Origin of the sequence: Bradyrhizobium sp. CCBAU 51765, assembly GCF_015291725.1 — a bacterium.
Lineage (GTDB): Bacteria > Pseudomonadota > Alphaproteobacteria > Rhizobiales > Xanthobacteraceae > Bradyrhizobium > Bradyrhizobium liaoningense.
In genome coordinates, this window is sequence record NZ_CP030038.1 from 3,965,659 (window position 1) to 3,979,906 (window position 14,248).

13 protein-coding genes and 1 riboswitch are annotated in these 14,248 nt (G+C 64.0%); of the genes, 9 read left to right on the forward strand and 4 right to left on the reverse strand.

Going from position 1 to position 14,248, the window contains the following annotated elements; genetic code table 11:
* The first annotated feature begins 90 nt into the window (after positions 1–90).
* Positions 91–1,062 carry a tripartite tricarboxylate transporter substrate binding protein BugD gene (locus XH96_RS19020; RefSeq protein WP_194393789.1) on the forward strand — a complete coding sequence of 324 codons (972 nt, stop codon included), beginning with the start codon at positions 91–93 and terminating at the stop codon, positions 1,060–1,062.
* A 114-nt stretch (positions 1,063–1,176) separates the two neighbouring features.
* On the opposite strand, the gene XH96_RS19025 is transcribed toward XH96_RS19020, so the two are convergent.
* The 3 genes from XH96_RS19025 to XH96_RS19035 form a co-directional block, all read right to left on the reverse strand.
* Positions 1,177–1,578, reverse strand: a complete 402-nt coding sequence (locus XH96_RS19025; RefSeq protein ID WP_194393790.1) for a response regulator transcription factor — start codon at positions 1,576–1,578, stop codon at positions 1,177–1,179.
* Positions 1,579–1,673: 95 nt separating this feature from the next.
* The gene (locus XH96_RS19030; RefSeq protein ID WP_246790123.1) at positions 1,674–2,348 is read right to left on the reverse strand and encodes a response regulator transcription factor; all 675 of its coding nucleotides are present in this window, start codon (positions 2,346–2,348) and stop codon (positions 1,674–1,676) included.
* Positions 2,345–4,330 carry a PAS domain S-box protein gene (locus XH96_RS19035; protein WP_194393791.1) on the reverse strand — a complete coding sequence of 662 codons (1,986 nt, stop codon included), beginning with the start codon at positions 4,328–4,330 and terminating at the stop codon, positions 2,345–2,347. Before XH96_RS19035 ends, XH96_RS19030 begins: the two co-directional genes overlap by 4 nt.
* A 433-nt stretch (positions 4,331–4,763) precedes the next feature.
* Here XH96_RS19035 and XH96_RS19040 point away from each other — a divergent pair, with 433 nt between their 5' ends.
* The 3 genes from XH96_RS19040 to XH96_RS19050 all read left to right on the forward strand — a co-directional run bounded on the left by XH96_RS19040 (position 4,764) and on the right by XH96_RS19050 (position 6,050).
* The gene (locus XH96_RS19040; protein ID WP_246790124.1) at positions 4,764–5,060 is read left to right on the forward strand and encodes a hypothetical protein; all 297 of its coding nucleotides are present in this window, start codon (positions 4,764–4,766) and stop codon (positions 5,058–5,060) included.
* A gap of 442 nt (positions 5,061–5,502) precedes the next feature.
* Complete coding sequence (locus tag XH96_RS19045; protein WP_194394435.1) at positions 5,503–5,691, forward strand: hypothetical protein; 189 nt, start codon at positions 5,503–5,505, stop codon at positions 5,689–5,691.
* Positions 5,688–6,050 carry a hypothetical protein gene (locus XH96_RS19050; RefSeq protein WP_194393792.1) on the forward strand — a complete coding sequence of 121 codons (363 nt, stop codon included), beginning with the start codon at positions 5,688–5,690 and terminating at the stop codon, positions 6,048–6,050. The genes XH96_RS19045 and XH96_RS19050 overlap by 4 nt, the downstream gene beginning before the upstream one ends.
* Before the next feature lie 75 nt (positions 6,051–6,125).
* On the opposite strand, the gene XH96_RS19055 is transcribed toward XH96_RS19050, so the two are convergent.
* Complete coding sequence (locus tag XH96_RS19055) at positions 6,126–8,315, reverse strand: transglycosylase SLT domain-containing protein (RefSeq protein WP_194393793.1); 2,190 nt, start codon at positions 8,313–8,315, stop codon at positions 6,126–6,128.
* Positions 8,316–8,632: 317 nt separating this feature from the next.
* On the opposite strand from XH96_RS19055, the gene XH96_RS19060 reads away from it, so the two are divergent.
* From XH96_RS19060 to XH96_RS19080, 5 genes are all read left to right on the forward strand, one after another.
* On the forward strand, positions 8,633–10,369 hold the full coding sequence (locus tag XH96_RS19060) for an adenylate/guanylate cyclase domain-containing protein (RefSeq protein WP_194393794.1): 1,737 nt from the start codon (positions 8,633–8,635) through the stop codon (positions 10,367–10,369).
* A 102-nt stretch (positions 10,370–10,471) separates the two neighbouring features.
* Positions 10,472–10,648: a hypothetical protein gene (locus XH96_RS19065; protein WP_162832022.1), complete on the forward strand. Its 177-nt coding sequence runs from the start codon at positions 10,472–10,474 to the stop codon at positions 10,646–10,648.
* A gap of 154 nt (positions 10,649–10,802) precedes the next feature.
* A complete protein-coding gene (locus XH96_RS19070; RefSeq protein ID WP_194393795.1) occupies positions 10,803–11,015 on the forward strand; it encodes a hypothetical protein in 213 nt (70 codons plus the stop codon).
* A gap of 268 nt (positions 11,016–11,283) precedes the next feature.
* Positions 11,284–11,541, forward strand: a complete 258-nt coding sequence (locus XH96_RS19075; protein ID WP_061881804.1) for a hypothetical protein — start codon at positions 11,284–11,286, stop codon at positions 11,539–11,541.
* 94 nt (positions 11,542–11,635) lie between these two features.
* Positions 11,636–11,849, forward strand: a riboswitch (cobalamin riboswitch).
* A gap of 114 nt (positions 11,850–11,963) precedes the next feature.
* A complete protein-coding gene (locus XH96_RS19080) occupies positions 11,964–14,192 on the forward strand; it encodes a TonB-dependent receptor (RefSeq protein ID WP_194393796.1) in 2,229 nt (742 codons plus the stop codon).
* Positions 14,193–14,248 lie beyond the last annotated feature (56 nt).

A 14,248-nucleotide genomic window follows, 5' to 3' on the forward strand; every position in this document is an offset into this window, starting at 1 on the left:
TTAGCGCGGCACTACGCTACGAATGATCCCTCTTCCCGTACGCGGGCGGAGGGCCAAAAAAACAACAACGACATCGCTGGGGAGAAGACAATGAAGAAGGCCGCTTGGGCTGCGCTGATTGCTGTTCTCGCTGTGACCGGCGCCGCGCGCGCCGACGACTATCCCTCGCGTCCCATCACCGTCATCGTGCCTTTCGCCGCCGGCGGACCGTCGGATGCGATGGCGCGAGTCCTCGCTGACCGGATGCGGCTGACGTTGGGGCAGCCCGTGGTGATCGAGAACGTCACCGGCGCGGGCGGCTCGATCGGCGTCGCTCGCGCCGTGCAATCGCCGCCGGACGGATACACCGTCTCGTTCGGCCACCTCGGCACCCACGTCGCCAACGGTGCCGTCTACAAGCTCAAATACGATCTCGTCGCCGACCTCGAGCCGGTGGTGCTGTTGCCGAGCAATCCGATGATCGTCGTCAGCAAGAACGCGGTACCGGCGACCTCGCTGAAGGAGCTCTTGGACTGGCTGAAGTCGCGGCCGTCGCCGCCGACCGCAGGCACCGCCGGCGCGGGCTCCGGCAGCCATATCGCCGGCGTCTATCTCGAGAACGTCTCCGGCATCAAGCTGCAATACGTGCCGTATCGCGGCACCGCGCCCGCGCTGAACGATCTCATCGCCGGCCAGATCGACCTCATCGTCGACCAGACCTCCAATTCCATCAACCAGGTCCGCGCCGGCACCATCCGCGCCTATGCCATCACCGACGACAAGCGCCTGCGCTCGGCGCCCGACATTCCGACCGCGGAGGAGGCGGGCCTGAAGGGCTTCAACATGACGCTCTGGTCGGGCATGTGGGTTCCGAAGGGCACGCCGAAGGAGATCGTGACCAGGCTCAATGCGGCCGCCGTGGAAGCGCTGAACGATCCCGGAGTGAGGAAGCAGCTCGAAAGCCAGGGCCTGGAGATGCCCCCTAAGGATCAGCTCACGCCCGAAGCCCTCGGCACCCGCCAGAAGGCCGAGATCGCAAAATGGTGGCCGATGATCAAGGCGGCGAATATCAAGGTGGATTGAAGCGGGCAACCCATGCCTCGCGGTATGTCGTGACGTTCTGCGAGCGCGGGCGATCTCGCGGGAAGCCGTCGCGAGAAGCGGGATTGATCCTGATCAGCGTCACCGTCGCGTCCGCTAGCCGCCGGGCGCTGAGTGCGAGGTTTCGTGACCTGCCGCCAGCGCACGGTCCAGGCACTGCATCAGATCCGAGGCGGCGAACGGCTTGCCGAGAAAACAGATTGCCCCGGCTTTGAGGGCACGCACCCGTACGCTCTCGTCCGGGAAGGCTGTGATGAAGATGAACGGCGCCGCCGAACCATGCGCGCGCATCTGCGTCAACAGATCGATTCCGGTCATCAGCGGCATCTGGACGTCGGCGATCACACACGAGGTGCCATTCGAATCGGACGACCTCAAAAACTCCTCGGCTGAGGCGAATGTGTGGACGACGTACCCGCGCGATTCCAGGAGATTGTTGATAGCGACCCGCACGTAAGGGTCGTCGTCAAGCACCGAAATGACCGAAGCCGCTGACAAGACGTCCGCTCCTCACCCGGCATCACGCTCGCCGTCGCCACGGCTACACATAATCCGATAAGGTGGACCCGCCGGTTGCGATTGGAAACTCATACTTAGGTTTGTGCGTCGGGCTTGTTGGACCCTATCCCGAGCGCCTCGCTCATTCTCACCAGATCGGCCAGGGACTTCGCGCCCATTTTCCGCATGATCTGGCCGCGGTAGATCTTGACGGTGATTTCCGCCAATCCGAGCTGGGCGGCCACCTGCTTGTTCATCAGCCCGGCCGTCACCAGTGACAATACGTCTCGCTCCCGCGAGGACAGTGACTCGAAGCGGGATCTCACGGTCGAGACCGTCCTGTTGAAGTCGCGGCGCTTGCGGTCTCTCTCGATCGCGGCCTGGACTGCATCCAGGATGTCCTGGTCGCGGACCGGCTTGGTCAAGAAGTCGATGGCACCGCTCTTCATGGCCCGAACCGTCATGGGAATATCACCGTATCCGGTAATGAAGATGATAGGCGTGTGGATATTCGCCTTGGCAAGATCGGATTGAAGGTCAAGGCCGCTGGCGCCGGGAAGGCGGATGTCGAGCACGAGGCAACTGGGGACTTCCGGCGGCTTGGCGTGGAGGAGTTGTGGTGCCGAGCCGAATGCTTCGACCTTGAGGCCGACCGACTCGAATAAATTGGTGAGCGCACGGCGCATGGACGCGTCGTCGTCGACGACAAAGACAATTGGCTGATCGCCGTCGTCCTCCTGCGGTGGTGGAGGTTCCCCGAGCTGGGTCACGAAGTTTCCTCTCGATGGAGGGGCAAGGTGATCTGAAAGGTCGCGCCGTGCTCCCGGTTGGGTGCGGCGAAAAGCCGTCCACCATGCGCCTCGATGATGGATCGACAGATCGACAGCCCCATGCCCATGCCGGTGGACTTCGTGGTAAAGAACGGCGTGAACAGGCGGTCTATGGCCTGTTCACTGATGCCGACGCCGCAGTCGGAAACGCTCACCAGCACCGCGCCATCGCCGCTCGCCGCTGAACGGATCGCCAGCTCGCGCGGGCGATCGTGGACGTCTTCCATGGCCTCGATCCCGTTCATGATCAGGTTGATCAGGACCTGCTGCAATTGGATTCGATCGCCGAATATTTTCGGCAGTGCCGACGACAGCTCCATTCGCACCGACACGGCATGGCTGGCCATCTCACGCTGAACGAGCGCCACCGACTCCCGTACGACGACATTGGCGTCGAGCGGAGCCATGTCGATGTCGGAGCGCTTGGCGAGCGCCCGAACGCGACGGATCACGTCGCTGGCACGCGTGCCATCCTCGATGATCCACTCGACGGAGCGGCCGGCCGCTTGGAGGTCGGGCGGACTGCGCTGCAGCCAGGCGAGGCAGGCGTCGGCGTTTGCGATTACAGCGGCGAGCGGCTGATTGATTTCGTGGGCGATGGAAGCGGTGAGCTCACCCAGGGTCGTGACACGCGTCACATGGGCGAGCTCGGCCTGGGCCTTGCGCAGTGCATCTTCGGCCTGATTGGCCCGGATGGCCGCGGTGACATCAGTGCAGACGCCGCGATAGCCCAGAAAAGCGCCTTCGGTGTCGAAGAACGGCTTGCCGCTGGTCCGGACGTAGATCGGCTGCCCGCTGCGATCCTTGCTGCGATACACCAGGTCGCGGAAGGGGACGTGGGCGTCGAGCGCCGCCCGGTGTTGTTGCCATTTCTCCGGTTCGAGATCGGCGTCAGGAGCGATATCCCAACGCGTGAGTCCGATCATGCCGGCGGGAGCGGTCATGGTATCGGAGTGTTCCGATATCTGGGTGACGCGATGGTCTGGCCCTGTTTCCCAGAACCAGTCGGAAGCGGTTTCGGCATAGTCGCGGAAGCGCTGCTCGCTCGCGCGCAGTCTGCGCTCTGCCTCTTTGGTCGCCGTGATATCGGTCACCGATCCCACGAACTCCACGCACCCGTTCGAATCCCTCATCGCGCGGGCCACCGCCCGGACGTACTTGATGGAGCCGTCGGGCATCACGAGCCGGTATTCGTGGTCGTAATCCTTTCCCTCTCGCGCGGCCCGAGCCGTTGTCTGTTGCACCGCGAGCCGGTCGTCCGGATGGATACGCTGGAGCATGAACGGGATCTTCGGCTTGGTTCCCTCGTCGCACTGGAAGATGCGGTAGGTCTCCTTGGACCAGGTGATCTCGCGGGTTGCGGCCTTCCATCCGAAACTGCCAGTGTGGCTCAATTCCTGCGCCTGGGCGAGATAGGCCTCGCTCTGTCGCAGCGCATTCTCGGCTTCCTTGCGCTCGGTGATGTTCTCGCAGGCGATCAGGACGATTGGTCCGCCATCGGCCCGCAGCATGGTCTTGGCATTCTCGCGCACCCATAGCACCGAGCCGTCCTTGCGTATCTTCCGGATCTCCCAGGTGTGGGACTGGTCGACGGTCTCAAGGCACAGCGTGACACACGCGCGGACGAGGTCGCGATCCTCCTCGAAGAAGACATCCAGCACCGATCGGCCGATCAGCTCCGCGGCGGCATAGCCCAGTTGCGCGGCGCCGAACGTGTTCACGTTGATCACGGTTCCGGCTGGATCGACCATGAAGTACATGACCGGAGTGTGCTCGAAGACTTGCTGCCACTGCTTGACCGTCTCGAGCAGGTCGTCACCATCGTGCTCGCTGCGCGGCTTGGCAGTTGCGGTTGGCCTTACGCAGCCGGCGAGGAATTGCGCGGCTGACTTCCCGAATGTCGCTGCTCGGCCAGGCTTCATCGCAGACGCTCCCGGCGTTCTCTGCGTAAATACAAGTAGAGCACGTTGCGGTGGGACGAGCAATTCCCGCCAAGGTCGGATGGGCAGTTATCACGTTCGCCTGTGACTTGACCGCTGCCACCCTGTCCAAGGCGACGCATCACGTACGCCATGCCGGCAAGATTTTCACGGTGACCGTGCGGCCGGAGCATCGTGCGCCGTCTCGTTGCACATGAGCCGGCGGGGAGCCCCGGGCGAGTACGGACAAACCTAGGTATAGCTCCTCCATTCCTAGTCATATCGGTCATTTACCTCCGTACAATTGAGCGTCTCGTGCCCTGGGGACTAGCCTCATGACCAATCGGGAGTGTCGTAGCCAATCGCAGCGAGTGCACGAGAACCGGTCTGAAGCTTGCGGCGGAGACGCCTCACCGGCAGGCAAAGTCCAAGGACGATGCCGCTGCAATTTGCGACGATCCACGATCCGCATGAGGTCGAAGGAAACGAACTGGCAAAGCGCGAGCAAGGGAGGAAGACGACAATGTGCGTGACATCGGTGCTTCCTGAGCGTGGCCGATCCGAGTCCGAATGTTGCTCTTCAGTCAATGGCTGTGCGGTGTGCGGCGGCAGGTTTGGTCTGATCCGCTACTATTCCTGGCGCACCGCGCTCTGCTCCAAAAAGTGTGTCGATCGCTTCCGCACGCGCCGCGAGCGCGATCACCGGTGGTTGTTCCGGGTTCAGGCCGCGTGAGGCCGAATTAGAGAGCTGATATCGTCCGAGGGGCTGATCCGGGAGCACGTACGTTGAACCGTTCATGCAAGCTGCTGTGCTCGATGGTTCTTCTCGGCTCCACTGCGACGGTCCGGGCACAGGAGGCGGGACATGATGCCGTACATCGCCGGCACCCACCCCAGGACCAGGCGCTGCACGAGAAATTCTATTCGACATGGCACATGCCGGATAATCCGAGCGTCAGTTGTTGCAACAGTGCTGACTGCTATCCGACCGATATCAAATACATCGACGACCAGATCTATGCCCGGCGCCGGGAGGACGGGAGATACATTCTGATTCCACCGCAAAAGGTGGAGCGAAACCGGGACAATCCGGACGGCCGAAACCATCTTTGCGCTCCGCCGCCCGCACTGTCGCCGCTGGATAGCGTTTACTGCTTCGCGTTGGGAGGTGCCACATGAGATTCGCGTTCGTGCTGGTGAACGACCGGACCCCGTTCCGGGACGCCTGGTGCATGCAGTGCTGCGAGCCGATCAGCGGCAGCTATCTCCGCGAGATCGCGACCCGCCTGCCTTACTGTGATCATCAGTGCTACGCGCTGTTCTGCGAGACGCTTGCGAAAGATCGCATGAGGGCGGCTTCATGAAATTCATGGTGGTCAATCACGAGCCCCCCTTGTGCGCGGACACGTGCAGCACCTGCTCGCGATCGATCCGGTCCGGCTATGTCCGGCATGTGCGGACGCAGCGACTCTACTGTGACTACGATTGCTACCGGCGCGGCGAATTCGTGACGCTGCTGATGCAATGGTCGGTGCCAGGGCGCAACGAGCCGGCCTCCGGGAACGTCGAGGTCGCCGCTCGCAACGCGGTCGAGATGTTTACGGTCCTGGGTGCCGTCTTCTGCTGGAGCTGCACGATCCAGGCCTGGACCTTCGCAAGAACCTTGACCGGCGCATATTTGGACGGTCGCGATCCGATCACGATGGAAGGAGGTGACACCTAGCTACGCGACGGCGCTCGCGTGGAAGCCGCAGCGACGCAACCTGGCAGGCGCCGTGTCCAGCCCCGGCGACGTCGCCTAGGGAGCGGGCGCTGCGGCCGCCACGGGTGCCGCTGCGCCAGCCTCCTGCGTGACAACGCGCTGGTCGCTCTTGCCGGCGACCATGCCGCTGCCCTCGAACCTCGTGCGGTAGACCAGCACGTTTTCCATCACGCGCTGGACGTAGTTGCGGGTCTCCGACAGCGGGATACGCTCGACCCAGTCGACCGGATCGATATTGGGATCCCTGGGATCGCCGCGCGTCTGCACCCATTCGCGCACCCGGCCACGGCCGGCATTGTAGCCGGCGAAGGTCATGATCTGGTTGCCTCGGTATTCCGAAAAGAGCGCACTGAGCTCGGCCGCGCCCATTTGCGTGTTGTAGACGGGATCGGAGACCATCTTGCTCCAGTCATAGGTCAGGCCGAAGCGCTTGGCGGTATCGCGGCCCGCTTCCGGCGTCACCTGCATCAGCCCGACCGCGTTGGCATGGGACTTGTCGCGCTGGTCGAACGAGCTTTCGGTGCGTGCCACCGAATAGATCACGCTGGTCTCGATCGCGGGTGCGACCTGCTTGTGCTCGGGGATGCCGATGGTGGGGAAGGCGTAGTGGTCGAGCGCGAGCCCGCGCGCCAGCGCCGTCTTGCCGACCTCCAGCATCACGCGCGCATCGTTGCGCCGGCGGGCAACCTCGCCGAGGGCTTCGAGTGCTGCGACGTCGCTGCTCTCCTTGGCGAAGTCCTCGGCGAAATAGAACACCATGTTGCGCTCGCCGACGGCGTAGAGCATGTCGGCCGCGCGCACGCGCTCGTCCTCGGGGGGCGTGTCGGCCGAGGCCGGCACAGGCGAGGGCGGACGCAGCTCGATCTGGTCGAGGCCGAGCTTTGCGCGGGCGAGCTGGCCGTAATAGGCGGTCTGATAGCGTGCCGCCGCCCGATAGCTCATGCGCGCATCGGCCATGGCGCCCATGGCTTCGGCGGCGCGGCCGCGCCAGTAATGGGCGCGCGACAGCGCGATCGGATTGGACGAGCCCTCGTCGATGGCGGCAAAGTGCATCATCGCCGTCGTGGGATCGTCGAGAAAGCGCAGCGCGATCCAGCCGCACATGAAGTGATAGTCGACGCGATAGACTTCTTTCTCCGGCACCGCGGCCGTGCGCACCACATCATAGGCGGTCCTGGACTTGCCCTGATCGAGCAGCTTGCGTGCGAGCATGCGGCGCTCGCGCCACCAGGCATCGGTGTCCTGGGCGGGCATCATGCCGGGCGCAGCGGCCAGGATCACCTCGGCCGCGTCGTCGATGCGGTCGTTCTGAAGATGCCACTGGGCGCGGCACAGCACATAGCCGAGATCGCGGCGCGCTTCGGCCGGTACGTCCTCGAGATAGTCCTTGGCCTTGCTCTCCTTGCCGGTGACCGCGGCACAGGCCTTGACGATCGCGAGTTCATCCTCGCCGAGCCGTTTGGCGGCGCGTCTCGCGCCTGCGTAATCCTTGGCGCCGAGCCGCTTGTCCATGCGCGCGCGATGATCGTCCGTGGACAGAAGATCGCGAAATGCCTCGTAGGAATCCTCCTCGCTGCGCTCGGACAATTCGTCGGCGCGCCAGGCTTCGCGCACGAGCCGGGCGGCGCTGTCGATATCGCCTTCAGCGCGCAATACGCGGGCGAGCGCAAACTTGCCCTTCGCGCTGGTCGGCCGGTCCATCGTGAACTTGTGCACGGTGGCGGCGTCGGCCTTCTCCTGCCACAGCCGCGCCTCGGCACGGCGGCGGAGCAGGGCGCTGCTCGGCCAGTCCGGATTGGCGGCGAGGAAGGCGGCATAGCGCTTGAAGTTCGCCGTGCTCTCGGAGTGGCGCAGCATGAACCAGTCGGCGAGCTTCTGTCCGGCGGGATCGGCGATGCGGTCGCGCGCCGCGCTCGCGTCATCCGTCTTGCCCTTGCGCGCAAGATCGATGGCGTCCTTCAGCGCGGCGAGGTCGCCGGTCAGCGGCGGCGGTGCCGGCCTGTCCGCGGGCTCGTCGACCGTCTTCTTCGACTTGCGCCTGGCCTCGGCATGCTTGCCGTGCCGCGTCTTGCCGGCGGAGGCATGGCGGTGCTTGCCGGCTTTCGCCTCATGCGTCTTCTTCGGCGCGGCCGATTTGTGGCTGCTTTTCGCGGCCAGTTCCGTGGGAAGGACGGCCATCGCGGCCACGGCAACGAAACACGCGAGCGAGCGTAGGCACTGGTTCATTCGATGGTCCCCCCTGCGAAACCACTACAAACCAAGGTCCGCGGCGACATGCGGCTTGAGAATCAAATGCCGAGCAATGCCGAGGCATCGTCCCGCGATCGTGAGGCTGTCGCAACAATGCGGCGAAAAGCGGATGCGCCGTGGGAACTTCCGCAAAGGAGAAAACGGCAGGACCGTTAACCTTCGTTAACGCCCGGTCTCGCGCGACGGTTGCATGGTACAGGACGCCAGGAGGGGCAAGATTGCGCGTGTTCCCGCGGCCAGTCCGGTGTATGGAGTTCCCGGGTTCCGTCCTTTTGGCCTTTGTTTCCGCACCTATGCCGATTTTCAACCAGTCGATCCGGCGCAAGATCGTCGGCATCGCCCTCGGATTGATCGTCCTGATGCTGGTCACCTCGATCCTGTCGATGGTGATGTCCAGCCAGGTCGGCGTCCTGCTCGATGAACTGACCAACCGCTACATCCCGGCCTACAGCCATCTGGCGCGTGCCAACATTCGCTCGCTGGAGCGGGCGCTGGCGCTGCGGCGGATGATCATGACCCGGATGGAGGCGCCGTCGGACGAGGAGGCCTACGCGGCGCGGCTTCGCGAATTCGAGCAATCGGACCGCAGGATCGAGGAGGAGGCCGAGGCCGCGCGCAAGTTGATCAACGCGATCATCGAGGACCCCAGAACGTTTTCCGACAATGCCGCGTTGGCGCGAATCGATATCCGCATCGATACCGCCGTTACCGAGTTGCGGCGCGACCTGAGCGAGGACCATGCGAAGCTCCTCAAGCAGGTCGACGCCAAGCAGATGGCCGAGGCGCGCGGCACGCTGGAACACATCGACGTGCTGCGCGACCAGTTCAACCGGAAGATCGATACGATCCGCGGCGATATGCTGGCGCAGGTCTTCTTCTCGACGTCGCAGGTGATCAGCCGCCAGCATCAGACGATCATCGTTTCGGGTGTCGTGACATTGCTCGCGGCGATCGTCGGATTTGCGTTTGCGCTGCTGGTGTCCAGCGGCATCACGCGTCCGGTACGGCTGCTGCTGGCCGGCACCCGCGAGGTCGAGGCGGGCCGGTTCGACAAGCCCATCGCCGTCTCGACGCAGGACGAGATCGGCGAGCTCGCCGCGGCCTTCAACCGCATGATCGAGCAGTTGCGGCACAACGAGCGCATCCGGGAGACTTTTGGCCGCTACATCGACCCCAAGGTGGTGCAGGGGCTGATCGAGCGGCCGGAGGTCGCCATCGATGGCGAGCGCCGGGTCATGACCATCATGTTCTGCGACATGAGCGGCTTCACCTCGATGAGCGAGGGCATGACCCCGCGCGGCCTCGTCAAGGTGATGAACCACTATTTCACCATGATGTCCGGCCCCATCAGGAGCAATCGCGGCGTCATCGACAAATATATCGGCGACGCCATCATGTCCTATTGGGGACCGCCCTTCGTCGAAGAGGACGCGCAGGCCCTGCTCGCCGGCCTCGCCGCCATCGAGATGGCCGACCAGGTGCCCGCGCTGCAGAAGCAGCTGCCCGATCTGCTCGGTATCCGCGCCATGCCCGCGCCGTGCGATCTGCGGATCGGCATCGCCACCGGCGAGGTCCTGACCGGCAGCATCGGCTCCGAGCTGATGATGAGCTTTACCGTGATGGGCGACGCCGTGAATCTCGCCTCGCGGCTGGAGGCCGTCAACAAGGTCTACGGCACCCGCATCCTGGTCTCGCAGGCGACTGCGGACGCGATCGGATCTCGCCTCGAATTGCGCGAGATCGACCGTCTTGCGGTCGTGGGCCAAAGTGCGCCGCAGGCGATCTTCGAGGTGATGGCGCGACTGGGCGCACTCACCGATGCGCAAGTCAGCCTGCGCACGCACTATCTCGAAGGTCTCGCCGCGTATCGTGCCCGGCGCTTCGACGACGCACGTGCTGCCTTCAACGCGGCGCTCGAGGCGGTCCCCGGCGACGGTCCCTCGCGCACGATGCTCAGCCGCATCGCGCAGTTCGCGGCCAATCCGCCGGATGCCGCTTGGGACGGCGCCTGGCGGCTCGAGCAGAAATAGGCTGCCGCGGAATAATTGATGCTACCCCATAACGATGTTCGCAGTGACCTATTTCCCGGATTTAGGTTAGCTGTCCTTGTGGCGTTTGACGGGGACACGCCGATGACAGAACTTCAGGACAGGTTGGAACGGTTCGAGACGCTCACTGCCGAATGCGAACTGATCGCCAAGCTTGCCACCGACAGCACCAAGCGCGAGTTCTATCTGAGGCTCGGGGAACAGTATCGTCAGCTGGCGGTCGATATCCGGCAGGCGATCGCGACCACGGCTGCGGCCTGAGGCCGGCTGAAATCCGTTCTTAACATTTTGCGCGCATTCTCACAGCACGCGGGCATCGCCGATCGGCGGTGGCTCGTGCTGGGAAGGCCGGGGTTCGTTGCAATGCAGCGCACCTCGCGAGTGTCATCGTGCTGTGCCTGACAGGGCAGGTCCCATGCGCCTCGTTGCCGTGATCATATTCGCGCTCATGACGTCGGCCTGCGACCAGGAGCGGGACATCACCGGCTCGACGACGTCGAGCTGTCCGCTACGAAACTACAACTACAATCCACGTGACATGAACCAGTGCGTCAACGCCTGCAGATCGTGCGATCGCGGCACCACGGTCACATGCACGACATCCTGCACCCTCAAGGGGGCTCGCTGAGCGGATTACCTTCTGCCTTGCGAGGCGTCGCAACGCGCGATCCCCGGCTCCCCATCGTCCTCGCCGTCTCGACCTGATAGGGTCGATCGGAGCAGGGGGCATCGGATGAAATTCGCAAGCTTTGAAATCGACAACGGCGGAGGTCTCGTGGGAACGGCGAGCAGCGCGCAGGCTTCCAGCGAACGTGGCGTCGACGGTGCCGAGGCACCGGAACGATTCACATAGGATAGTCATTGGAAGCAGCGGGCAGGACGCGGAGTCCAATGGAATGGGTATGCTCGATCCCGGCCGGTTCCTGGTATCGTGCTCGCATTGCGATGCCTGGCCGATGGCCGCCAACGTGAAACGTTCAAGCTGGTCGGCATCCCCGCATGAGGTCCGTTTCGTCTGCACGCGCTGCCGGCGCGAAGAGACCGCGATCGTCTCGGCCTCCGGCGAACTGACGCCGATCAAGCGCCTTGACGCTCCGCCGCGGGATGTCGCTGTCGCCTGGGCTCAGGCCCAGCGCCCGCGGGGGCGAACGTAGGCGGCGCAGGGCATTGCTCGATTCGTTGTGGAGCCGGCCGATCGCGTCTGCGGCCCAGATGCCAGCGGTCGATTGACTCCCGGCCTGGACGCCCCGTAGATTGGCCGCTGACGGTTCTCCTCATGGAGATCAAAAGGGAACGTGGTGCGAGATGTCCCTAGGCGGGATCTTCTCAATGCCATGGCTGCCCCCGCAACTGTAAGCGGTGAATCTCTCGTCCTATGCCACTGGGAATCTCGGTCCTGGGAAGGCGACGCAGAGGTAACGACCCGCGAGCCAGGAGACCTGCCGTCAGCCGTGGTCACACGCGAAGATGTCGGTCGGGGGAGTACAGACATTAGCTTTGCCGGAGCCGTCGATCGCTCCGCCGTAAAGCCTCGTTCGCTGTGACGTACCACTGACGTCATGCCGAGGTTATCATCGTGTCCCGTATTGTCACTGCCGCCAGGCGCCGCTGCGCCAGCATCGTTGCGGCCGTTTCGCTGTATTCGCTCGATCACTCCATCGTCCACGCCCAGCAGTCCGTCGCCGAGCAGCTGCCGCCGGTCGAAGTGACCAGATCCGACGATCAGAACCGTACGCGTGCCAGGGCGATCGGCGATGGCGAGGCGGGGCGGCGCCGAGCGCCGCCGGACGGGGCGCCGAGTGGGACCGGCTCGTCCGGCTCGGGCAACGAGGCCGCCGCCGGCAATGGCGGGATCGTCGGCGCGGCCACGACCGTCATTACGGCCGCGGACATCGCTCATGCGCCGTCGCAGACGCTGGCCGAGATCATCGCGACGCAGGTGCCGGGCGCCCAGATCACGACGTTCTATGGCGGCCAGATCGGTGCCAAGACCAGTGTCGACCTGCGCGGCTTCGGTGCCTTCGCCACGGCCAACACGCTGGTGCTGGTCAACGGACGGCGGTTGAACGACATCGATATGGCGCAGGTGGACCTCTCCACCATCCCGCTCAATGCCATCGAGCGCATCGAGATCACGCGCGGCAATTCCGGTGCGGTGCTGTATGGTGACAATGCGGTCGGCGGCGTCATCAACATCGTCACCAAGAACGGCGTCGGCGGCCCGCCCGTGACAGCGCGCATCGAGGCCGGTTTCGGCTCGTTCAATACCAGGCTCGGCAACCTCTCGGCCGCGATCAATTCCGGTCCGTGGTCGACCTCGTTCTACGGCAATGCCGTCAGGACGGACGGCTACCGCGACAACAATCGCTATTCCCAGGAGAACGGCGTCGGCAATCTGAACTACACGACGCCGGGCCTGACCGCCTTCCTGACCGTCACCGGTGACAATCAGGAGCTGCGACTGCCGGGCGGCCGCACCGTCGATCCCTCCATCGGCGTCGACGAGCTTGCGACCAGCCGGCGAGGGACCAGCACGCCCTTCAACTACGCCAATCAGCAGGGTTTTGGCGCGACCGCGGGCTTCACGAAAACGCTTGTCACCGGCGTCGATCTCATCGTCGACGGCGGCGTGCGCGACAAGAAGCAGCAGAGCGCATTTTTCTCGAGCCCGGCGCCGGTTCCGGCGTTCTTCACATCGACCTATGTCGATGCTGACCTTACGACATGGTCGATCACGCCGCGGCTCAGCGTGAAGAGCCTGCTCTTCGGAATGCCCTCGCAAGTGCTGACCGGCGTCGACTACTACGATGCGAGCTTTCAGCAGAACCGCGGCGCCGGCCAGGGTCTCGCTCCCTGGCACAATTACGATCTCAGGCAGCGGACGGTTGCGGGCTATGTCCAGCACACGCTCGGCGTCGCGCCGGCGACCGATATCTCCTATGGCGCCCGGGTGCAGAACACCAATCTCTCGGCACGTGACAATTTCGACCCGGCGGCTCCGTTCAACGCCGACATCGGCGCGCTTCCACTCGGGAGCGACGAGACGCAATATGCGCTGCATCTCGGTGCGGAGCATCGCCTCAATGACACCGTCGCGCTGTTCGGCCGGGTTGCGCGTGCCTTCCGCACGCCTGATGTCGACGAGCGGGTGTCGTCGGGCCCTTCGTTCGACCCGTTCTTCAATCCGCTCCCGCAGACGTTTCAGCTCAAGACCCAGACCTCGCAGGACATCGAGGGTGGGCTGCGCATCAGAGGAGGCGGATTGCAGATGCAGAGCAGCCTCTATCTGATGGACCTCGCCAACGAGATCCATTTCAATCCGATCCTGTTCTACAACACCAATCTGGATCCGACCCGCCGCTACGGCTCGGAGACCAGTGTCTCCTATCGCATCAACGATGCCCTGCTGGTGCGTTCCGGCATGGCCTACACACGGGCCATCTTCCGCGAAGGCCTCTGGGCGGGCAACGACGTGCCGCTGGTGTCGCGCTACACCGCGAGTGCGGGCCTCACCTGGAACATCTGGCAGAACTATCTGGTGCTGGACGCCACCGCGCGCTTCTGGAGCGAGCGTCGCATGGACAACGACCAGGCCGGAACCCAGAAGCCGATTCCCGCCAATGGCACGATCGACCTCAAGCTCAGCGGCCAATATGAGCGCTACTTCTGGTCGCTCAGCGTCAACAATGTGCTGAACGCGCTCTACTACGACTACGCCGTCGCAAGCACCTTCACGGACGGTCGCTTCAGCGCCTATCCGCTGCCCGGTCGCACCTATCTGCTCAAGGCCGGCGCCATGTTTTGATTTCAATGGGGCTGTCACAGGCCCCCAAATGGACTAAAACTCGAAGAGAAGGAGAT

Bases quoted from the DNA above. Each gene is read 5' to 3' on its own strand.
- XH96_RS19020 (WP_194393789.1), top strand. From the start codon at position 91: ATGAAGAAGGCCGCTTGGGCTGCGCTGATTGCTGTTCTCGCTGTGACC.
- XH96_RS19035 (WP_194393791.1), bottom strand. From the start codon at position 4,330: ATGAAGCCTGGCCGAGCAGCGACATTCGGGAAGTCAGCCGCGCAATTC.
- XH96_RS19040 (WP_246790124.1), top strand. From the start codon at position 4,764: ATGCCGCTGCAATTTGCGACGATCCACGATCCGCATGAGGTCGAAGGA.
- XH96_RS19045 (WP_194394435.1), top strand. From the start codon at position 5,503: ATGAGATTCGCGTTCGTGCTGGTGAACGACCGGACCCCGTTCCGGGAC.
- XH96_RS19050 (WP_194393792.1), top strand. From the start codon at position 5,688: ATGAAATTCATGGTGGTCAATCACGAGCCCCCCTTGTGCGCGGACACG.
- XH96_RS19055 (WP_194393793.1), bottom strand. From the start codon at position 8,315: ATGAACCAGTGCCTACGCTCGCTCGCGTGTTTCGTTGCCGTGGCCGCG.
- XH96_RS19060 (WP_194393794.1), top strand. From the start codon at position 8,633: ATGCCGATTTTCAACCAGTCGATCCGGCGCAAGATCGTCGGCATCGCC.
- XH96_RS19065 (WP_162832022.1), top strand. From the start codon at position 10,472: ATGACAGAACTTCAGGACAGGTTGGAACGGTTCGAGACGCTCACTGCC.
- XH96_RS19070 (WP_194393795.1), top strand. From the start codon at position 10,803: ATGCGCCTCGTTGCCGTGATCATATTCGCGCTCATGACGTCGGCCTGC.
- XH96_RS19075 (WP_061881804.1), top strand. From the start codon at position 11,284: ATGGGTATGCTCGATCCCGGCCGGTTCCTGGTATCGTGCTCGCATTGC.